At 72.4% G+C, this 20,193-nt stretch carries 19 protein-coding genes and 1 pseudogene; 9 read left to right on the top strand and 11 right to left on the bottom strand.

Annotated features, from left to right (window positions below; translation table 11 throughout):
- Positions 1-44: 44 nt before the first annotated feature.
- From BM414_RS00975 to BM414_RS01005, 6 genes are all read right to left on the bottom strand, one after another.
- Positions 45-1,289 (bottom strand): glycosyltransferase, encoded by a 1,245-nt coding sequence (locus BM414_RS00975; protein WP_139245675.1) that lies wholly within the window; start codon positions 1,287-1,289, stop codon positions 45-47.
- A 118-nt stretch (positions 1,290-1,407) separates the two neighbouring features.
- Positions 1,408-3,066 carry a glycosyl hydrolase family 28-related protein gene (locus BM414_RS00980; protein WP_093577589.1) on the bottom strand — a complete coding sequence of 553 codons (1,659 nt, stop codon included), beginning with the start codon at positions 3,064-3,066 and terminating at the stop codon, positions 1,408-1,410.
- 38 nt (positions 3,067-3,104) lie between these two features.
- Positions 3,105-4,226 carry a CDP-glycerol glycerophosphotransferase family protein gene (locus tag BM414_RS00985; RefSeq protein ID WP_175551363.1) on the bottom strand — a complete coding sequence of 374 codons (1,122 nt, stop codon included), beginning with the start codon at positions 4,224-4,226 and terminating at the stop codon, positions 3,105-3,107.
- A gap of 231 nt (positions 4,227-4,457) precedes the next feature.
- The gene (locus BM414_RS00990) at positions 4,458-6,047 is read right to left on the bottom strand and encodes a hypothetical protein (protein ID WP_139245676.1); all 1,590 of its coding nucleotides are present in this window, start codon (positions 6,045-6,047) and stop codon (positions 4,458-4,460) included.
- On the bottom strand, positions 6,047-7,069 hold the full coding sequence (locus BM414_RS01000) for a glycosyltransferase family 4 protein (protein ID WP_093577593.1): 1,023 nt from the start codon (positions 7,067-7,069) through the stop codon (positions 6,047-6,049). Before BM414_RS01000 ends, BM414_RS00990 begins: the two co-directional genes overlap by 1 nt.
- Complete coding sequence (locus tag BM414_RS01005; RefSeq protein ID WP_175551364.1) at positions 7,062-8,231, bottom strand: glycosyltransferase; 1,170 nt, start codon at positions 8,229-8,231, stop codon at positions 7,062-7,064. Before BM414_RS01005 ends, BM414_RS01000 begins: the two co-directional genes overlap by 8 nt.
- Positions 8,232-8,444: 213 nt before the next feature.
- Here BM414_RS01005 and BM414_RS01010 point away from each other — a divergent pair, with 213 nt between their 5' ends.
- From BM414_RS01010 to BM414_RS01020, 3 genes are all read left to right on the top strand, one after another.
- Entirely contained in the window at positions 8,445-9,809 is a 1,365-nt protein-coding gene (locus BM414_RS01010) for a tyrosine-protein kinase domain-containing protein (RefSeq protein WP_093577595.1), read from the top strand.
- 213 nt (positions 9,810-10,022) lie between these two features.
- The gene (locus tag BM414_RS01015; protein ID WP_245784369.1) at positions 10,023-11,492 is read left to right on the top strand and encodes a sugar transferase; all 1,470 of its coding nucleotides are present in this window, start codon (positions 10,023-10,025) and stop codon (positions 11,490-11,492) included.
- A 17-nt stretch (positions 11,493-11,509) separates the two neighbouring features.
- Entirely contained in the window at positions 11,510-12,133 is a 624-nt protein-coding gene (locus BM414_RS01020; RefSeq protein ID WP_217644454.1) for an arsenate reductase/protein-tyrosine-phosphatase family protein, read from the top strand.
- 20 nt (positions 12,134-12,153) lie between these two features.
- On the opposite strand, the gene BM414_RS01025 is transcribed toward BM414_RS01020, so the two are convergent.
- On the bottom strand, positions 12,154-12,759 hold the full coding sequence (locus BM414_RS01025; protein ID WP_093577597.1) for an arsenate reductase/protein-tyrosine-phosphatase family protein: 606 nt from the start codon (positions 12,757-12,759) through the stop codon (positions 12,154-12,156).
- Positions 12,760-12,918: 159 nt separating this feature from the next.
- Here BM414_RS01025 and BM414_RS31695 point away from each other — a divergent pair.
- A pseudogene (locus BM414_RS31695) lies at positions 12,919-13,175 on the top strand (sugar transferase).
- On the top strand, positions 13,172-13,396 hold the full coding sequence (locus tag BM414_RS01035; protein WP_093577598.1) for a hypothetical protein: 225 nt from the start codon (positions 13,172-13,174) through the stop codon (positions 13,394-13,396). Before BM414_RS31695 ends, BM414_RS01035 begins: the two are co-directional and overlap by 4 nt.
- Positions 13,397-13,399: 3 nt before the next feature.
- Here BM414_RS01035 and BM414_RS31235 read toward each other — a convergent pair whose 3' ends face one another.
- The 3 genes from BM414_RS31235 to BM414_RS01040 all read right to left on the bottom strand — a co-directional run bounded on the left by BM414_RS31235 (position 13,400) and on the right by BM414_RS01040 (position 14,843).
- The gene (locus tag BM414_RS31235; protein ID WP_281246700.1) at positions 13,400-13,525 is read right to left on the bottom strand and encodes a hypothetical protein; all 126 of its coding nucleotides are present in this window, start codon (positions 13,523-13,525) and stop codon (positions 13,400-13,402) included.
- A 26-nt stretch (positions 13,526-13,551) separates the two neighbouring features.
- Complete coding sequence (locus tag BM414_RS31240) at positions 13,552-13,686, bottom strand: hypothetical protein (RefSeq protein ID WP_281246701.1); 135 nt, start codon at positions 13,684-13,686, stop codon at positions 13,552-13,554.
- Between the two features lie 74 nt (positions 13,687-13,760).
- On the bottom strand, positions 13,761-14,843 hold the full coding sequence (locus BM414_RS01040) for an LCP family protein (RefSeq protein ID WP_093577599.1): 1,083 nt from the start codon (positions 14,841-14,843) through the stop codon (positions 13,761-13,763).
- Between the two features lie 258 nt (positions 14,844-15,101).
- Between BM414_RS01040 and BM414_RS01045 the strand changes: the two genes are divergently transcribed.
- The 3 genes from BM414_RS01045 to BM414_RS01055 all read left to right on the top strand — a co-directional run bounded on the left by BM414_RS01045 (position 15,102) and on the right by BM414_RS01055 (position 17,659).
- Positions 15,102-15,740, top strand: coding sequence for a sugar transferase (locus tag BM414_RS01045; protein ID WP_245784371.1), 639 nt, complete (start codon positions 15,102-15,104; stop codon positions 15,738-15,740).
- 72 nt (positions 15,741-15,812) lie between these two features.
- Positions 15,813-16,820: a dTDP-glucose 4,6-dehydratase gene (rfbB, locus tag BM414_RS01050; RefSeq protein WP_245784372.1), complete on the top strand. Its 1,008-nt coding sequence runs from the start codon at positions 15,813-15,815 to the stop codon at positions 16,818-16,820.
- A complete protein-coding gene (locus BM414_RS01055; RefSeq protein WP_175551365.1) occupies positions 16,817-17,659 on the top strand; it encodes an SDR family oxidoreductase in 843 nt (280 codons plus the stop codon). Before rfbB ends, BM414_RS01055 begins: the two co-directional genes overlap by 4 nt.
- On the opposite strand, the gene cysC is transcribed toward BM414_RS01055, so the two are convergent.
- Positions 17,643-18,677: an adenylyl-sulfate kinase gene (gene cysC, locus BM414_RS01060; RefSeq protein WP_093577601.1), complete on the bottom strand. Its 1,035-nt coding sequence runs from the start codon at positions 18,675-18,677 to the stop codon at positions 17,643-17,645. The genes BM414_RS01055 and cysC overlap by 17 nt on opposite strands.
- A gap of 114 nt (positions 18,678-18,791) precedes the next feature.
- Between cysC and BM414_RS01065 the strand changes: the two genes are divergently transcribed.
- Positions 18,792-20,111, top strand: coding sequence for a UDP-glucose dehydrogenase family protein (locus BM414_RS01065; protein WP_093577602.1), 1,320 nt, complete (start codon positions 18,792-18,794; stop codon positions 20,109-20,111).
- Positions 20,112-20,193 lie beyond the last annotated feature (82 nt).

Here is a 20,193-nt window from a genome sequence, read left to right on the forward strand (position 1 = left end):
GGATGCACCCCCGGATCACCCGGGCGGTCCGTCCCGACGGGACCCTAGGCCGTCTCAGCTCGGGCGGTCCGCACCCCGAGGCGCCGTTCCAGGGCGGTGAAGACCGTCTGGGCGTACGTGTCCCAGGATCCCGCGCGGGCCGTCGATGCCGCCCGGTACCGAGTAGCTCGGGCGGTGCGCTCCGCATCGTCGAGTACCGTGACATCGGACAGCGCCTGCCGGAGGGCCCTCACGTCCCCGGAGGGCACGACGCGGGACTTGCGCGGGAGTATCTCCGCCGCTCCGGCAGCGGTCGTCGTGACGACCTGCAGGCCGCACGCGGCGGCCTCGCTCAGCACGAGGGCGAAAGCGTCGTCGATCGTCGGCAGCACCAAGGCGTCGTGGGCGTTGTACGCGTCCGCGAGTTCGACGGGCGACAGCACACCGGCGAGCGTGACGTTGGCAGGCAGGCCCCTGACGACGGACCGATCGAACACCTGCCCCGCCAAGGTGACCTCGACCTCCAGGTCGTCTACTGCCTCCATGAGGATCGGCACGCCCTTCCGGAGGCAGATCTGCCCGACGAAGAGGAGGCGCGGCCGCCCGTCGGTGCGTCGGGGCGCCGTCGGCAGGCCGACCGTGAAACGGTCCAGGTCCACGCCATAGGGGATGAGCTCGATCTTGGCAGGGTCGACCCCGTGGCCGATCATGCCGTCCGCGACCACCTGTGACGGGACGAGGACGACGTCGGCGAGGTCCAGCTCCTCCTCGATCCGCTCTGTCAAGGCCACGGGGTACGCCTCGCTGCGCGCGCGAGAGCCGTACACCTCGAAGAGAGCATCGTTGCGCGCTCGGGGATGAGTGTCGGTCGCGTGGAAGACCTTGAGGGGTGTGCGATGTCTGCCGAACGTCCGCTTCGAGGAGCCGGGCATCCCGATGAGGACGTCGACAGAACGCGTGTCGAGCGCTCGGCTCGCACGTCGATCAAACTCCACCTTCCACGTCAGGTGGCCGAGGATCGGCGTGACGGGCGTCTTCGTGCGGGCGCCCGCGATGCGGATGGCCTCGGTCAGCACGCTCATGGTCTCGTCCTCGGGGAGCCGGGACGACGCGACCCTCCCCTGCTTGCGTGCGGCGAAGCGCGCCAGTCGTGCGGAGCCAGGCAGGATCCGCACGAGATGCGTGGCTGCGTCCGGGACGAGATGCCAATGGGGCACCAGGCGCTGGGTGAGCATCCCGTGGGACGACGCGTACCGCGACAGCGCCCAGATGGCGTTCTCGTTGAACGCGCACGAGATGGCGGCCTTCACCCCGCTCAACACCTCCTGGACGTTGCGGACGGACAGGTCTGACCACCCGCGGCGACCCTATAGGACCGCTTCCCGGCAGCTGCTCCACGGCCGGTCGAAACGCCCCTGAGGGGTGATCTCAGCCGACCGTGTCGTCCTCGACGAGTCCGAGGTCAGCGAGCGCTCTGATGAGGGCGGCGAGCGCCTCGTTGCCGCCTCGTGAGCCCACGACGGACGGCCGCGGTACGGGTTGCGCTCCGAAGAACCCGATGGGCCCGGCCAGCCGGTCCCCGCTCGGGGGTACGGACTCCTCGGTGATGGCGAGGACGGTGGTCGATGCCGGCGGGGTCTTGACGGCCCGGTCAGTCTGACCGGTGAACCGGCAACCGAGCACGCGGACACCGCTGGGCGGAGAGGCGACGTCGCAGTTGACCCCCTGGACGCCCCCGGTGGCGACGCAGGCGGAGAGCAGGACTCCTACCACCTCCTCCAGGTGGAATCCGTATGCGCCGGAGTCGGTGCTGTGGCAGCTGATGAACCGGAAGGCGGACGACGCACCGTTCACCTCGAAGCCGTGGACCGGCGCCTGTGTCGCCGAGCAGTTGACGAGGGAAACGTCCCGGCACGCGGCGAAGGTCCAGGCGGCGTTGCCGCTCCCTGGCCGGGGCGCCTCTGCATGGCAATCGCTCAGGCTGACGTCCGTGCAGGCCTCGAAGCGGAAGCTCCTGGTGTCCGCCCCCACCACTCGGACACCCCGGAGCCCGATCCCGCGCACGTTCGCCAGACGCCAGGCGTCGCCGGCGCTGTCCCGCGCGTCGATGACCACGTTGTCGATGCTCAGCCGACGGATCAGGCCCTGACCGGTGTCGTCGTTGACGAGCACGGGGGTTCCCACCGAGCCGCCCGGCGGAGTACGGCCCAGGATGTTCGACAGCACCACCCCCTCGATCGGCTCGGCCTCCTCGGGGAAGACGGAGATCCGGATCATGTGGGCGCTCCGTGAGCTGAGGACACAGTTCGTGACGGCGATGTCCCGGACCGGCTTCTGCTGCCGGTACTGCTGGACTATGGCGAGTGCGTCGTCGCCGCTCTCGATGGTGCAGTTGGCCACGGTTACCCGGCTGCACGCCTTGATGTGGAGGCCGTCCTCGCCGACCTCCGTCCCCCCGGTGATCCGTACGTCGCTGACGTGCACGTCCTCGCAGGCCTGGAGGACGAACATCCAGTCGACGAAGGCGGATCCACCCTTGCGCAGTGTCGTTCCCCGGACGTCCACCCGCTGGGTGTTCACGAAGCCGAGCAGACGTCCGGTGGCGTCGGCGCCGCCCTCGATGGTGCCGCCCAGGACCGTGATGTCGGCGTTGCCGCCATCGAGGTCGGCGTTGCGCAGAGTCGTCCCGCCCGCCGCCCCCTCGGTGTTGCCGGTCCTCCGGAGGACGGCGGAACCTAGATCGAGGTAGGTGCCGGTCGGGAGAAGCAGCTGCGAGACGAGGTAGGTGCCGCTGCCGAACACGATGACCCGGCCGGCGTGCTCGTCGACGACCGACTGGAGCGCGGCGGTGTCGTCGGTGACGCCGTCCCCGCGGGCGCCGTGGTCCCCCACGTGGACGGGACCATGGAGCACCTGCCCGCAGGCCGCCGCGCCGGAGTCCGTGGACCGGCCCGTGGCGGTGACGGCCGCGGTCAGGACACCGGCGACCCCTACCCCGCCGCCGAGGGTCAGCAGGTCCCGCCGGCGCCACCCGGCCTGGACCGGGGTGTCCTCGCCGGGAGAGCGAGCCTTCGACTCCGCGCTCATCGTCGGTGATTGTGCCGAACCGGCGGGTGTGCGGGCGCTCAGACGAGCGATGCCTCGGCCACCGACGCGGACCTCCTCTCGCCCGCGGAGAAGAGCGGGCGGCCTCCCCGGTCCCGCTGGTACGTGTCGAGCCAGTCGAGCAACCGGTTGGGTGCGTCCCCCACGGGAGCCGCGCCGATCCGCTCCCGCTCGGCCGGGTACCTCAGCGCCGGGTCCACCGGGTCGCGGGTCACTGCTTCGATGAAGCGCCGGATGTCCCGGACGTCACGGAGCACGGGGCCAGGGAGGATCGCCAGCAGGTCGGGCACGTTGAAGCCGCGGGTCGCGGCCAGCAGGTCGGCGTCCGGGAGATAGAAGGCCACCGGCCGGTCGAGGACCAGGTAGTCCACCCAGGCGCTCGAGGTGTCGCTGATCATGGCCGTGCTGCTGCCGAGCAGTTCGTAGAGCGCCACGCCGGCGTCCCGGAGGTCGGCGCCGGTGAGGACGCGGATGCCGAGGCGCGAGTAGTCGTCCCGATCCATGGGGTGGGGCTTGACGACCAGGGACACCCCGGGCCGGGACGCGACTTCGTACAGCTCACGCAGGTCAGCGCGGTCGCTGAGCGGTGCGCCGTCTTCCCACACCAGCCCCTCGGCGTTGCGCCCGACACGGTAGGTGGGCAGCCAGAGCACGAGCGTGCCGGCCGGGTCGAGCCCCAGTCGCCGCCACTGCTCGTCACTCATCCCCCGGAGCAGCGCGTTGGTGCGAGGGTTGCCTGTCCAGGCGACATCTCGCTCGCGCACACCGAACGTCGCGGCCTTGTACCGGTGCCACATGCGCGCCCCGGTCACGACGACCGTAGAGCGGATGTCGCCCGCGTGGGTCGTCCCCTTCGGGCCGTCGCCGTGCCACAGGTTGACGACCAGCCTGCTCCTCGGAGGGGTGACTGCGGTGAAGAACCCGTGGGTGAAGAAGGTCACCTCCGCCGTGACCGCCAGCCAGATCGCCCGCAAGCTCTTCTTGGGTACGACCTCGACCCCCGCCAGCGCGTGCCGGGTGACGTGCTGCTGGGCGACCGCGGGGTCCCCGCCGGCGATCCAGAACACCCTGTGCGGATAGCGCCGCGTCAGGTCGGGCAACAGTTCGACGACGTTGCCCTCGAGCGTCGGCCAGCTGTGCACGACCGCGTGACGGTGGGCGGGCAGAACCCGGAGGAGCACCCAGAACACGGGACGGGTCCCACGAAGGACCTGGTGTCGGGCTCGCGCGACCCACACGGGGCGCGGCCGGCCGCGACGTCGCCCAGGTGCTTGTAACAGCATGCGGGGTCCACCTCCGTCGGTACGTTGTCGTGCCGGCCGTCATGCTCGCACCGGTCGAGAACCGGTTGGTGGCTGTTGCTCGCCCCGTGTTCAGGAAGGGACGTCGGCCGCTTCTCGGGGCTGAGGCCGCGCTGCGGGGGCCAGGAAGAGCCCGAGCCCGATCAGGGCCAGGTTGGTGAGGTAGACGGGGCCGTTCGAACCGATCGGCCCGCGGATGATGCTCAGGCACGCCAGACAGGCGTAGGGGGCCATCAGGGCAGCCCGGGAGCTCAGCCCCGCCGCCCAGTCGAGATCGCTGCGCCGTCCGGCGCTGGCCAGGACGAACAGCACCAACGTCATCCCCACCGGGCCGAAGTCGAGGTACATCTCGGCGTGGAAGGGGAGGGACAGGTTCGTAAAGGCGTAGCCGCGGTAGGTGGCCACGTCGATCGACGCCGGTCGCTCCTTCTCGGCCCAGACGGACCGTGGGACGAAGTAGAGGGCACCGGAGATCGTGTAGGTGCCTCCGGAGTGCCCCCGGGCGTCGACGAACTCGACGGTGTTGATGGCCTGCTGGAACCCGTCGAAGTCCGCCCCGGCCAGGAACTCTAGTCCCTGGGTCTCGGTCTGGGTCGTACCGCGGAAGGCGTTCGCGGCCGGGTAGACCACGAGGGTCGCCACGAGCAGGACTGCGGCCATCCGAACCCCCGCCCAGCCCGAGCGCGGGCGCAGGACGAGCAGGATGAGACAGCCGAGTGCAGCGGCGCTCAGCGCGCGGGTGTTGACGAAGGGGTTGGCGAGGACGACGACCAGCGTCAACCCGAGGACCAGGAGGGTGATGTCGACCGCGTGGACCTCGCCCCACCCGGATCCCCGGCGTTGGTTGAGCACCCGGATGAGAACCAGGTAGCAGCCCGCCGTGGCCAGCGCCCCGGGCAGAGTGCTGACCAGGGCGATTTTGAGGCCTCCTACCTCTTGGAGTGAGAGGCCCTGCGCGAGGAGGGTCGCCGTCCGCTCGGCCCGGGTGCTGAACATCCCCGCCAGGCCGCCGCCCGCGGAGATCGCGCCCGGCGCGAGGGCCAGGCAGGTGAGCAAGTAGCCGACACAAATCCATCGAGGCGGATCGAGCGGCGCCGCGGGGGCAGGTCCGGTGGCGGCCCGGATGGCTGCACCGGGACGGAAGAAGCCCACGTACAGGGTGGCCGTGGCGAGGACGAGCAGCAGCAGGGCGGTCGTCGTGTATGGGCCGACCAGGACGGCGTCGTCCCGCCAGGCGGCCCGCCCGGTGGCGAGCTGGTAGGTGGGGGCGACCCCCAGCCAGGAGAAGGTGAAGACGAAGGTCACCAGGGCGATGGGCCGCAGGCCCGGGTGCGCGCTGCGGGCGATGCCCGCCGCCGAGATGGCGGCCTGCAGGGCACACAGCGTCGCCTGCAGCGGTGGGAGCGTGATGAGCAGGGGGAGCAGGACGATGAGGGCCACGGACGCCCCGAGCAGGGAGACCGCGCCGAAGAGGCCGGCCCTCGCCGTGGCGGACGGGGCCGCCGCCCCGTCGGGGACCACGGCGCCGGCCTCCGCGGAGGGCGAGACGGGCACCGTGGTGATCGTCGCGGGCGGCTCGGCGCGCTGTCGTGTCGTCGCGCCGGAGCGCGGGACCGACGCCGCGGTCGTCCTCGCGGGCGGCTCGGCGCGGTGTCTTGCCATCACGCCTCCCGGGCGAACGCCGCGATGACGTCCGCGCTCGCCTCCCAGCTGAAACGCGTGGGCGGGACGGGGCATCCGGCCGGACGCACCGGCTCGTATAGAGCCGCCTGCAGCGCCCGGGTGATGTCCTGGACCTCATCGGGCCGGAAGTAGCGCACGGAGTCACCGGCCACCCAGCGGAATGCGGGGATGTCCGAGACGGCCAGGCGCCCACCTGCGGTCAGTGCCTCGACGACCGGGAGGCCGAAGCCCTCGTCGAGACTGGGGACCACGACCGCGGTCGCCGTGGCGTACAGCGATGCCAGCCCGGGGTCGTCCACGTAGCCGATCCAGTGGACTTGCGGCGTGGGCCCGACCGCAGCCTCGGCGAAGACGGCCGACCCGCCGCCGGCGATTACCAGCGGGAACGTCGCCCGCACGGCAGCCGGCAGGGCCTGGTACGCCTCGACGAGGCGGCCGAAGTTCTTGCGCGGGTCGAGGCTCCCCACCGCGAAGAGGAAGCCCTCCACACCGGGGGCGTCGAGCACGGCCCGCACCGCGTCGGGCAGGGCAGCGCCCGACGCGCGCCGGAACACCTCGCTGGGGGCGTTGGGCGCGACGGTCACCCGCGCGCGGGGGTACAGCCGGCGGAGCTCCCGCGCCACGGGTTCGCTGACGGCGACCAACCCGCCGGCGGTGCGCAACTGGGCGGTCAGGACGGGTGCGTGCGTCCGGACGTAGCGGGCGGAGTACCACTCGGGGTGCTGCAGGACGAACAGGTCGTGCACGACGACGGTGTGCCGTCGGGCGACCACCGGGCTGCGGGAGGTCATGGACACGAGGTCGCCGCGGAGGCTCCGGGCGGGCAGGGCGGTGTGGGCCCAGAGATGGGACAGCGCCGCCCGCGAGCGGACGGCCGGCGGCGGGCGCAGCAGCCGGCCGGAGTGCCGCCGGACGAGTTCCGCCGACACCTCCGTCGCGTAGCGCTGCTGGCCCGTGACCCGCTGGCCCACGAAGGCGCCGTTGACAAGGAGCTCAGGCACGGGTCACCAGCCCGTCGGCGTCGGCCCGTCGTCCCGCGTCGGCGGATGCAGCCGCTGCGGCGACCAGCCCGCCCATCGCCCGGGAGAAGTGCTCGACGCTGAAGGTCTCCCCGCTCTCCCTCACGTCCTCGAGGTCGAGGGGCTGGTCCCGCAGCTGGTCGAGCGCGCGGTCGAGCGCCGCCGCGTCCTCGCTCTCCACGAAGACGGCGTTCCGGCCGGGTGTGCAGGTGGCCAGGTACCCGCCGGCCCGGAGGGCCACTGCCGGCGTCCCGAACTGGAAGGCCTCGATGGGGACGAGCCCCAGGTCTTCCTGCGCGACACACACCACGGCCCGAGCGTGCTGATACAGCCAGCGGAGCTGCGCATCGGACACGCGACCGACCTCGAGGACGTGCTGATCCGTGACCGGACGTGCGGTGCCACCGACGACGACCAGCTGCTCCTGGCGGCGGCTGCTGAAAACCGACGTCACGAGGTCCAGGTTCTTGTACCCGCGCGGGCGCGCGACGGTCAGACAGAAGTCCGTACCCACACCCTCCACCGGCTCCTGGGGGCCGTCGGGGCCCAGCCCCGGGGGTGGGATGACAACGGGTGCGTCCATCCCGTAGGCGCGCCTGATGCGACGGGCCGTCACCGGACCGTTGGCCACGACGACCGCGGCCGACCGCATGCGCTGGCGATCGACGATTCCCAGTGGACTGAGCAGGAGACGCAGGATCCGGCGGAGCCACCTGGGCGCGTCGCGGAAGTAGTCGTCGGGCTCGTACAGCCAGCGGGCCGGGGTGTGGCAGTACAGGACCCGGGGAGCGCGGCCGCGCATCCAGTGCGCCCAGCCGCTGGTGCTGGCCACCACGACGCCGTCGTGGACGGTGTGGAGCAGGAACGCGAGCCCCGCGAGGGGCCCCAGCGCCGCGCGCCTGGCCGCGAGCGGGCGGGGAAGCCACGGCAACAGCTGACGAACGGACAGCCGGCCGACCTCTGGGAACGTCTCCGACGGCAGGAAGGCCGAGGTGGTGACGGCGCCTCCGCCGAGGGTCTCGGCCAGCAGGACGGCGACGCGCTCGGCACCGCCGCGCTGGGTGAAGTAGTCGTGCGCGACCGTCACCTTCGTGTGGCCGGCGCCGTCCCGTCCGTCGTCCCGTCCCCCGTGCCGTTGCTCCATGGCGCCATCCTCACCCCGGCGTGACCACGAAGCACAGATATCTCGGCGGGAGCGCTCCGCACGGGGTAGCCGCATCCGGAGGAGCGTCCGGCGACGCGCCCCCCGCCGGGGGGAGCGCCGTCCGATCGGGGCGTCAACGGGGCAGGAATCACCTATTGTCCCCCCGAGATCAGCGGCCGGCTGGACGGCGAGCCGCCGGACGGACGGGACGGCATGAACCTGCGACACGTGCTGAGCGCGATCCGTGCGCACTGGTGGATGCCCCTGCTGGGGGTCCTCCTCGCCACCGGATCGGCCTTCGCCATCACGCAGCTGCAGACGCCCCTGTACACCTCCTCGACGCAGTTGTTCGTGTCCACGACCGCTGCGACGTCGTCAGCCGACGCCTTCCAGGGAGGCCAGTTCTCCCAGCAGCGCGCGGCGTCCTACGCGCGGCTCGCCGCCGGCGAGGAGCTCGCCGGTCGCGTGGTCGGCCGGCTCGGCCTGGACCTCTCGCCCGGCGCGGTGGCCTCCGAGATCACCGCCACCGCCCTGCCGGGGACGGTGCTCATCGACGTCGGCGTCACCGACGAGTCCCCCGAGCGGGCGCAGGCGATCGCCGAGGCGGTCGGCGCCGAGTTCCCGGCGCTGGTCCGGGAGCTCGAGACCCCGTCGACCGGAGGCGACCCGCTGGTCCGGATCACGGTGACCGACGTCCCGGAGATCCCGCAGTCGCCCAGCTCGCCCAACCGCGACCAGAACCTGGCGCTGGGAGTGCTCGTCGGCGCCCTCCTGGGAGCCCTGGCTGCTGTCGCGCGCCGACAGCTGGACCGGTCGGTCAAGGACCCCGGGGAGGCAGCCGCGCTGGCCGGCGTCCCGGTCATCGGTACCGTGCTGCGCGACCACGCTCTCGAGCGGGCTCACATCGCCGAGCGGACGGGGCCGGGGCGCGCCGCGGAGGACTTCCGGCTCCTGCGCACGAACCTGCAGTTCCTCTCCGTGGACGAGCCGCCGCGGGTCATCATGGTGACGAGTGCCGTGCCCTCGGAGGGCAAGACGACCGCGGTGGTCAACCTCGCCCTCGCCCTCACCGAGGTAGGGCGGAGCGTGATCGTGCTCGAGGCCGACCTCCGCCGCCCGAAGGTGACCCGGTACCTCGGCATGGTCGGCGGCGTCGGGCTGACCAACGTGCTCGCCGGCACCGCCGATCTCGACGAGGTGGTGCAGTCGTACGGCGACGGGTCGCTCTCGGTCATCGGTGCCGGGCCGACGCCGCCCAACCCGGGGGAGCTGCTGGCCTCCGCGGGGATGGCCAGCTTGCTCGACAAACTGCGCGCCGCCTACGACTACGTCCTCGTCGACGCGCCTCCGCTCCTGCCCGTCGCCGACGCCGTCGGCTTGTCGGTCCTGGTCGACGGCGTGGTCCTGTCGGTCCGTTACGGCAGCACCCGCAAGGAGCAGTTCCGCCAGGCCGCGGTGACTCTGCAGCGCGTCGGCGCACGGACCCTCGGGGTCGTTCTCAACATCGTCCCGCCCAAGGCGGGGACCGCTCGGGCCCGGTACGCATACGGCTACGGAGGAGACACCCCACCTGCGTGATCCGCTGATTGCGGAGGGTGAGGAAATCGACTTCAGTGTGTGATCGTTCCTGCTAGACCATGGTCTTGGTTGGGTGCAACCGGTAACTTCCGCCTCGCGCGCATCGGACACCCAGTCCGGCCGGAATGCCGACGGCACGTCATGCGCGAAGGCTGCACGGGGGTCCAGCTGATGGCGATGCTCGACGTACGTGACGGAGTGATCCGTCATCTGGTGCCACCCGGAGGTGGCTGGACGCGCTTCGCCGGGCGGCTGCGCGGCGAGGGGACGCAGGCCCGACGCGCGTGGCAGGCGGGGTACCTCCGCTGGACCGTGGCCGGTGACGCCGTCTGCGCCGCTGTCGCCGGGCTGGTCGGCTACCTGGTCCGTTTCGGGCCCGGAGCGCAGGACCCGACCGCCGCATCCGTGTGGTTGGCCGCCCTCCTGCCGCTCGTCTGGGTGGGCGCGATGCTGGTCGCTCGCGCCTACGAGGAGCGCTTCTTCTGGATCGGAGCCGAGGAGTTCCGCCGGGTCTCCTTCGCCGCTGTCATGTTGCTGGCGGCCGTGGGCACGGTCTCCTGGGCGCTGGACCTCCAGGTCGCGCGAGGCCTGGTCGTCGTCGCCCTCCCGTCGAGCGCGGTCCTGACGTTGGCGCAGCGCTTCCTCCACCGGCACTGGCTGCACCGACAGCGCGCGGCCGGACGGTTCCAACAGACGACGCTCCTAGTCGGGCACCGCAGCGGCGTCGCCGCGCTCGACGAGCAGATCGAGCGCGAGGCCTGCCACGGCTACCGGGTCATCGGGTGCTGTCTGCCGGCCGACGGCCGGACCTGGCGCGCGGACGCCTTCAACGGTCTGCCGGTGCTCGGTGACCTGACTCAGGTGCCCAAGGTGGTGAAGTCCTACGGGGTCGACACCGTCGCCGTGCTGCCCTGCCCGGAGATGGACGGCCCGGAGCTGCGCCGGCTGGGCTGGGCGCTCGAGGACACCGACGCGGAGCTGCTGCTCGCCCCCGCGGTGACGGACGTCGTGGGGCCGCGAGTCCGCATCCGACCGGTCAGCGGCCTGCCGCTGCTGCACGTGGAGCGACCCGAGCTGCGTGGTGTCCGACGTCTCGCCAAGGACGTCTTCGACGTCACGGCCGCAATCGTCGGCGTCCTCCTGCTGGCGCCGGTACTCCTCGTCATCGCCGCTGCTGTCAAGCTCACCAGCCCCGGCCCCGTGTTCTTCCGGCAGGAGCGGATAGGACGCGACGGCCGGACCTTCCGGATGCTCAAGTTCCGCAGCATGGTGGTCGACGCGGACCGCATGGTCGACGCGCTCGGGGCCGTCAGCGACGGCAACGGCGTCCTCTTCAAGAAGAAGGACGACCCGCGGGTCACCCGCATCGGTCGGGTGCTGCGCCGGTACTCGCTTGACGAGGTGCCGCAGCTGTTCAACGTGCTCAAGGGCGAGATGTCGCTCGTCGGTCCCCGCCCGCCGCTGCAGAGCGAGGTCGAGCGCTACGGCTCGGACATGCACCGGCGGTTCCTCGTCAAGCCGGGTCTGACCGGACTGTGGCAGGTCAGTGGACGTTCGGACCTGTCCTGGGACGACTCCGTGCGCATCGACGTCCGATACGTTGAGAACTGGTCGCTGACGTTCGACTTCATGATCCTCTGGAAGACGGTGGGCGCCGTCCTCCGTGGCTCCGGGGCCTATTGACCGACCAGGATGGCAGGGTGCCCCTCCGCCGGTCGCCCGCGACAGAGCTCACCGTCCTGCTGGTGTGCACGGGCAACATTTGCCGCTCGGCCCTTGCCGAGCGTCTCGGCCGGGCGTACCTGGACGAAGCGTTCGGCGGGCGTACCAGTGAGATCCGGCTACGCAGCGCCGGCACGCATGCCGTTGTCGGTTCGAGCATGCACCCCGACAGCGCGCGGGTCCTGTTAAGCCTGGGCGGAGACCCGACGGGGTTCCGGGCGCGACTCCTGCGCCAGGAGCTCATCGGTGACGCGGACCTGGTGCTCACGATGACCCGGGCCCACCGGCGGGACGTGCTCACCCTGGCGCCGCGAGCGTTGTCCCGGACCTTCACCTTGCGGGAGGCTGCCGACCTGGTCGGGCAGATCCCCGAGGACGTCGACTTCCGGGGTGATGGGCTTGCCCAGCGCGCCCGCGCCCTCGTTCTCGAAATGCACCGACTGCGGTCGCGACGACACGGCGGCCCGGAGGACGACGTCTACGACCCCATCGGGGGGCCGCTCACCGAGCACCTGCAGGCCGGGGAAGCCGTCGCGGAGGCGCTGTTGCCCCTGCTGGCCCGCGTCGTCGCGCTGGCGGGGGAGCAGCCCGCCTCGCGATGACCGGGGGCGGTGTGAGGTCCTCAGGCCGGGATGTGGACGACGGGATGGGTCCGGACGCTGGCGAACAGGACATCGGCCAGCGGGCGCAGGGCCGTCGCGATGGTGCGTGCCACCTGGTCGTGCACCGCGGCACGCCGACCGATCGGGTCGGGGACGTCGTCGGTGGCGGAGCCCGCGCGGTATGCCCGGGCGGCGTCGAGGCGAGCGGCGAGCTCGCGGGTTCGTGCCGCCAGCGGCATCGTCACCAGGTCGCGCTGGTCCACCCGGCCGAGCAGGGCTGCCGCCTCGGGGAGCGTGAACGTGCGCCGCAACCCCCGGGGAGTCGTGCGCAGCACCGCGCGGCGGTGTTCCCGGGTCATGGTCAGCACCAGGTCGGCGTCCGCGGCCAGGCCGCTGGTCAGTTGCTGACTGGTGAACCCCGCAGGGTCACCGCCGACCCGGTGCAGGGCCCGAGCACTCGCCGCGTCCATGGCCTGTCCATGCCGAGCCGAGGTGCCCGCGCTCACGACCTCCAGGCCATTCATCTCCGGACTGCCCTCGAGTGACTGTCGCGCCCACGCGGCGGCCAGTCTCTCGGCCATCGGGGACCGGCAGATGTTGCCGGTGCAGACGAAGAGGAGCCGCATGCGCTGACGGTAGGTGTGGCCGGGAAGGTCACGTCGCCTCGGACCAGGCCCTCTCCTCGCATCGAGTGACGCGGTGTGATTGTTTGGCTACCTTCCACCGGGCACGATGGCCACCTCCTGGGCGAGCTGCCGCAGCTCTGGAACATCGTGCGTGGCGACATGAGCCTGGTCGGCCCCCCGTCCCGAGCGGCCGCACTTCGTCGACCAGTTCTCCACGCACACCCCCGGTACACCGCCCGGCACCGCGTGCCCGCAGGATTGACCGGGTGGGCGAGGCGCACGGCCTGCGGGGCGACACCTCGATCGAGGACCGTACCCGCTTCGACAACTACTACATCGAGAACTGGTCGCCGTGGCTCGACGTGAAGATCGTCCTGAAGACCGTCGGACAGGTGCTCCGGCGCCAGGGCGGGTGACCGCCGACGTCGTCCTCCGCTGGCTGTTCGCGCTCGTCGTCGCTGTGATGCTGACCGTGTTCGGGCTCCTGCTGGTGACCGGTGAGTACTACAACGAGGGCCCGGTGCTGCTGCGCGTCGCCGAGGACCACGGGCTCCACCAGGGCGACATCTTCGTGCTCACCGGCTGGGCGGCCGGGATGCTCTCGTTGTCCGGGCTCCTGCTGCTCCGTCGTCGCTGAGCGTCAGAGCCCGAGGCGCACCACGCCGCAGCGGCAGGTGTAGAGGCCCGAGCCGCTGAACGGGTCGTCGGCCAGCCACCGGAACCGGTGCACGTGCAGGTGCCGCATCCATGCGCGGCGGCGTGTCACGCCGCCAGTCTGGCAGCCCGCAGGGCTCAGACGGAGGCGGAGCGGCGCGCCAGCGACCACGCGGGCGCGGCGCCGCACACCGCCGCGGCCATCAGCACGTGCCCGTGCTCGGCGACCCACACGTGCAGTGCCAGCCAGGTCGACCCGAGGAGGAAAGCCACGCCCGCATCCTGTGCGCCCGTGGGCCCGGTGATCACGAACGCGTGAGGTGTCCGTGACGGGCGGGGACCCGGGGTCAGCGGGGCACGTCGGGCAGTGCCTCGGTGTCGAACTCGGCGGTGTTCTGCGACAGCGAGTCGTTCTGGAGGTAGGCCCACATGCGGTCGCCGGTGACCCGGTTGAGGTAGACGACGTTGGCCGCGCCCTCCGTGCCGGTGCCGAGCACCGGGGCGGTGAAGGAGTCGACGGCCTCCGGGCGCAGGTCGCGCAGAGAGTAGGCCAGCGACAGCAGGTCGCCGTTTCCGAGTGTGTCGTCGACGGCGACCGCGCTGGTGACGGCGAGCAGCGCGGCGTCGAGCCGGCCGGGGTCGGACAGCGTCCCGGAGCTGAACAGCTGGCCGAAGACCGCCTCGATGAACTGCTGCTGACGGCGCACCCGGTCGAAGTCGCCGCCCTCCAGGCCGTAGCGCTGCCCGAGGTACCAGCGCGCCTGGTCGCCGTCGAGGTGGTTGACCCCGGCCGGGAACGTGTACGGCCCGTTGCTGGTGGTCTCGGCGACGACGACGTCGACCCCGCCCAGGTCGTCGGTGACCTGCACGATGCCCTCGAAGTCGATGGCCACGTAGTGGTCGATGCGGACGCGGGTGAGTTGCTCGACGGTCTGGATGAGCAGCGTCGGCCCGGCGAACGCGTACGCCGCGTTGATCTTGTTCGTCCCGTACCCGGGGATGTCGACCCACGAGTCCCGGGGAATGGACACCAGCTGGGCGTGCTGTCGGTCGCCGGAGAAGCGGGCGATCATGATCGCGTCGGAGCGGCCTCCGGCGGCGATGCCCTCGTTGACGGTGCCGCGGCTGTCGCTGCCGACCAGCAGGAAGGTGACCGGCTCGGCGGACGTCTCCTCGGTGGGCGTGGCCGGCGCTGGGCGGGCGTCCTCGTCGAGGTCGGTGAAGACGCCGGCGACCCGGTCGACGTTGCCGCCGTAGCGGTCGGTCAGGAACCACAGCCCGCCGCCGACCACCGCCACCACCAGCAGGACCAGGACGCCCAGCGCCACGAGGAAGCGGCGCAGTCCCCGCCGTCGCCGGGGAGGTCGCCCGGTGTTGACGGCTTCGTCTTCGACGAGCGTGGACCCGCTACGTCCCTCGTCGTCGCTCACAGTGACCCCCGTTGTCTGGTCGTTGTCCCGAGGCTAGGCGCTGGCCTGCCGGAACGCGCCTCCGTCCCACCCGGCGGGGTGAGCAGGTTCCACACTGTGTGACGTCCTGGGTGGAGAAGGGGGCGACCGGCGGTCACAGTCTCCCCAGGAGGGTGGAAGACGGGGCTCCGGGACCGGTCCGCGCCCCGGAGGGCTCAACTCGCAGCGGTCAAGGGCCGACCTGCGAGCAGTGGGTCCCTGGTCCGGCCCACGTCGACCGTGCCGCTCATCCAGGTCCAGGAGCCGGACTTCGGGGCTGGTGCCGCGTGGCGAAGTCCCTCGTCGACCGCGCCGTCGTCGGCGTGCTGCTGCTCCTGGGCTCCCCCGCTGCTGCTTGGCATCGCCCTCGCCGTCCAGGCCACCAGCCGCGGGCCGGCCCTGTACCGCCACCGCCGCATCGGCAAGCGCGGGCGGGAGTTCGACCTCCTAAAGTTCCGCAGCATGGTGGCCGACGCCGACTCGCGCATCGAGGCGCTGATGACCCTGAACGAGGGCAACGACGTCCAGTTCAAGCTGCGCTGCGACCCACGCGTCACCCGGGTCGGGGCCTGGCTGCGCTCGTTCTCCCTCGACGAGCTGCCGCAGCTGGTCAACGTGCTCAAGGGGGACATGTCGCTGGTCGGTCCCCGCCCGCACGTCATCCGCGAGGTGGAGCAGTACGGCGCCGACAAGCACCGCCGGCTGCTGGTCAAGCCGGGCATCACCGGCCTGTGGCAGGTCAGCGGCCGCTCGGACCTGTCGTGGGACGAGTCGGTCGAGCTCGACATCCGTTACGTGGAGAACTGGTCGTTCGGCCTGGACCTCGCGATCCTGTGGCGCACGGTGCGCGCGGTCCTGCGCCGCGACGGCGCCAACTGACGCCGGGCGACCTCATCCCGCGGGGTGAGCGGCACACCGGGATCGGGCCGCCCCTCTGACACCCTGGCGGCCGTGAGCCAGATCCGTCGTCTGCTGGTGACCGGTGGAGCCGGTTTCATCGGCGCCAACTTCGTCCACCAGACCGTCGAGCGCTTCCCGCAGTACGAGGTGACCGTCCTCGACGCCCTCACCTACGCGGGCAACGAGGCCTCGCTGGCCGGCGTGGAGGACGCGATCACCTTCGTGCACGGGTCGATCACCGAAGCCGCGCTGGTCGACGAGCTGGTCGGCGCCAGCGACGCCGTCGTCCACTTCGCGGCCGAGAGCCACAACGACAACTCGCTGGCCGACCCGGAGCCGTTCCTGCAGACCAACGTCGTGGGCACCTACACGCTGCTCGAGGCGGTGCGCCGGCACGGCGTGCGCTTCCACCACGTCTCCACCGACGAGGTCTACGGCGATCTCGAGCTCGACGACCCGCGCAAGTTCACGCCCGAGACGCCGTACAACCCGTCGAGCCCGTACTCCTCGACCAAGGCGGCCTCCGACCTGCTGGTGCGCGCGTGGGTGCGCTCCTACGGCGTGCAGGCGACCATCTCCAACTGCTCGAACAACTACGGGCCCTACCAGCACGTCGAGAAGTTCATCCCGCGCCAGATCACCAACGTGCTCGCCGGGCGGCGGCCGCGGCTCTACGGCGCCGGCCAGAACGTGCGCGACTGGATCCACGTCGACGACCACAACGCCGCGGTGCACGAGGTCCTCGAGCGCGGCCGCGCGGGGCAGACCTACCTCATCGGTGCCGACGGCGAGGTGGACAACCGCACCGTCCTCGCCACGATCCTCGAGCTGATGGGCCGGCCGGCCGACGCCTTCGACTCGGTCACCGACCGGGCCGGGCACGACCTGCGCTACGCCATCGACGCGACCAAGGTGCGCGAGGAGCTGGGCTGGCGGCCCCGCTACACCGAGTTCCGCGACGGCCTGGCCGCGACCATCGAGTGGTACCGCGACAACGAGGACTGGTGGGCCCCGCAGAAGGAGCGCGTGGAGGCGGCCTACGCCGCCCGCGGCCAGTGACGGCGGTCGTCCTCGGCGCCGGCGGGCAGGTCGGCCGCGCGCTGACCCGCCGGTTCCCCGACGCACTGGCGCTGACCCGGGCCGACCTCGACGGCGGCGACCCGGCCGCCGTCGCCGCGCACGACTGGGCCGGCGTCGACCTGGTGGTCAACGCCGCCGCCTGGACCGCCGTCGACGCCGCGCAGGACCCGGCCAACCACGCCGCCGTGCGGGCGGTCAACGTCGACGGCGTCGGCGCCCTGGCAGACGCCGCCCGCGCGCACGGGTTCCTCCTCGTGCACTTCTCCACCGAGTACGTCTTCGACGGCACCCATCCCGGGCCGATCCCGGAGGACGCCCCGGTGCACCCGCTGAGCGTCTACGGGCAGAGCAAGGCCGACGGCGACGCGCTGGTCACCGCGCTCGACCGCCACCTGCTGCTGCGCACCACCTGGGTGGTGGGGGAGGGGCGCAACTTCGTGCGGACCATGGCCGGCCTCGCCGACCGCGGCGTCGGCCCCTCGGTGGTCGCCGACCAGGTCGGCCGGCCCACCCTCGCCGACGACCTCGCCGCCGCCGTCGACCATCTCGTCGACGCCGGACTGACGGGCACCTACAACGTCACGTGCGGCGGGGAGCCGGCGTCCTGGGCCGACGTGGCGGAGGTCGTGTTCGCCGCGCGCGGCCGCGACCCCCAGGACGTGCGGCGGGTGAGCACCGCCGAGTACACCGCCGACAAGCCCGACCTCGCGCCGCGGCCGCTCAACAGCGTGCTGGACCTGGCGAAGCTGGAGGCGACCGGCTACTCACCGCGTGACTGGCGCGCCGCCGTCCAGGCCCACCTCACGACGACCGGCTGAGCACCGCCTCGAGCACCTGCCGGGCGCACTCGTCGATGCTCCGCCCCGCGGTCTGCACGGCGACCTCGGCGTCGGCCGGCGTCTCGTAGGGGTCGCTGATCCCGGTGAAGGCCGGGATCTCCCCGGCCCGCGCCCGGGCGTAGAGGCCCTTGCGGTCGCGGGCCTCGCAGTCGGCCAGCGACGTCGCCACGTGCACCAGGATGAAGCTGCCCGGACCGGCCTGCGCCTCCACCTCGCGCCGGACGTCGGCGCGCACCTCGGCGTAGGGGGCGATCGGCGCGCAGACGGCGATCCCGCCGTGCTTGGCGATGCGGGCGGCGACCCAGCCGATCCGGCGGACGTTGGTGTCGCGGTCGGCCTTCGAGAAGCCGAGGCCGGCGGACAGCGAGTGCCGCACCTCGTCGCCGTCGAGCAGCGTGACCGTGCGGCCGGCCTCGATGAGCAGCTCGACCAGCCGCGCTGCGATCGTGGACTTCCCCGCGCCGGACAGGCCGGTGCACAGCACCACGGTGCCGCCGGTGCGCGCCGTCCCGGACCACGGCCGGCTGCCGGCCAGGGACGCGCCGTGTGTGGCGGCCAACTCCTCCGGCCCGGCCTCCGGCGCCCCCGGGGTGACCGGCACGGGCACGACGACGACGTCCCGGCCGCCGTCCCGCACGGCCGCCCAGGCCGCGGCGGCGCCCGCCAGCGCCGCCGAGTCCGGCGCGAGCCCGGCCGCGGGCAGCAGCACCAGCAGCCGCTGCGGCAGCCCGGCGACGTCGTCGGGCGGCAGCCCCACCCACGCCGCGACCTCCGTCCAGCCCCGGTCGTGCAGCTGCTCGGCCACCGTGGAGGGCTGCTCCCAGCGCGGCACCTCGACGACGGTCAGGTCGCCGCCGGCCGCCGTGGCGACGAGCACGCCCTGCGCGTCCTCGTACTCGCCGGCGGGCGGGAGGTCGGGCAGCGGCCCGAGGCCGGAGCGGTAGCGGGCCACCGCGGCGGTCTGGGCGTCGTCGAGCCGGGCGCGGGTCTCGGGCATGCCCCCATCCTGCCCAGGACGGGGGCCCTCGCCCGTTCGGGGAGGCCCGATGGGCGTGCCCACCGCCGACGTGATGCACTTCGGGGGCTAAGTGTCGGACGCGAGGAGGCGGCGGTGCGCATCTCGGTCATCGGCTGCGGCTACCTCGGCGCCGTCCACGCTGCGTCCATGGCGGAGCTCGGCCACGAGGTGGTCGGGATCGACGTCGACGAGCGCAAGGTGGCGACCCTGCGCGACGCCCGGGCCCCCTTCTACGAGCCCGGCTTCGAGGACCTGCTCCGCTGCACCCTCGGGACCGGCCGGCTGTCGTTCTCGACCGACGTGGCCGACGCCGCGGGCGCCCGGGTGCACTTCCTGTGCGTGGGCACGCCGCAGAAGCACGGCGAGTACGGTGCCGACCTGCGCTACGTGGACGCGGCCGTCGAGTCGCTGCTGTCGGTGCTGCAGCCCGGTGAGCTGGTGGCCGGCAAGTCGACGGTCCCGGTGGGGACGGCGGCGCGGCTGGCCGAACTGGTCGAGGGCAAGGTCCCCGGGGCCCTGCTCGCGTGGAACCCGGAGTTCCTGCGCGAGGGCTTCGCCGTCGAGGACACCCTGCACCCCGACCGGCTGGTCTACGGACTGCCCGCCGGCCCGGACGGCGAGGTCGCCCGGCAGCTTCTCGACGAGGTGTACGCGCCGATCGTTGCCCGCGGCACGCCGCAGGTCACCACCGACCACGCCACCGCCGAGATGGTGAAGACCGCGGCCAACAGCTTCCTCGCCACGAAGATCAGCTTCATCAACGCGATGGCGGAGCTGTGCGAGGCCACCGGTGCCGACGTCAAGCTGCTGGCCGACGCCATCGGCTACGACGACCGCATCGGGCGGAAGTTCCTCAACGCCGGGCTCGGCTTCGGCGGCGGCTGCCTGCCCAAGGACATCCGCGCGTTCATGGCGCGCGCCGGCGAGCTCGGTGCCGACCAGGCGCTCACGTTCCTGCGCGAGGTCGACAACATCAACATGCGCCGCCGGATCCGCATGGTCGAGCTGGCCCGCGAGGTGCTCGACGGGTCGCTGCTGGGCAAGCGCGTGGCGGTCCTGGGCGCGGCGTTCAAGCCCGACAGCGACGACATCCGCGACTCCCCGGCGCTCAACGTCGCCGCCCAGCTGCAGCTGCAGGGCGCGGTGGTCTGCGTGACAGACCCCGCCGCGGTGGAGAACAGTCGTCGCGAGTGGCCGCACCTGGACTACGCCGCCACCCCGGAGGAGGCCGCGGCCGACGCCGACGCCGTCCTGGTGCTCACCGAGTGGCGCCAGTACCGCGAGCTCGACCCGGTCGCCTTCGGCGCCCTCGTGCGGCAGAAGCGGGTCCTCGACGGGCGCAACGCGCTCGACCGCGAGACCTGGACCGCCGCCGGCTGGACCTACCGCGCCCTCGGCCGCCGCGCCGGCTGAGGAGGTCCCTCACGTCCCTCGCCGTCACACAGCGGGACGTCGGGGTGTCCGGCCGTCCATCTCCGGGGCACCGCACACCGAG

The sequence above is a fragment of the Geodermatophilus amargosae genome (assembly GCF_900116515.1).
Classification (GTDB): Bacteria; Actinomycetota; Actinomycetes; order Mycobacteriales; family Geodermatophilaceae; genus Geodermatophilus; species Geodermatophilus amargosae.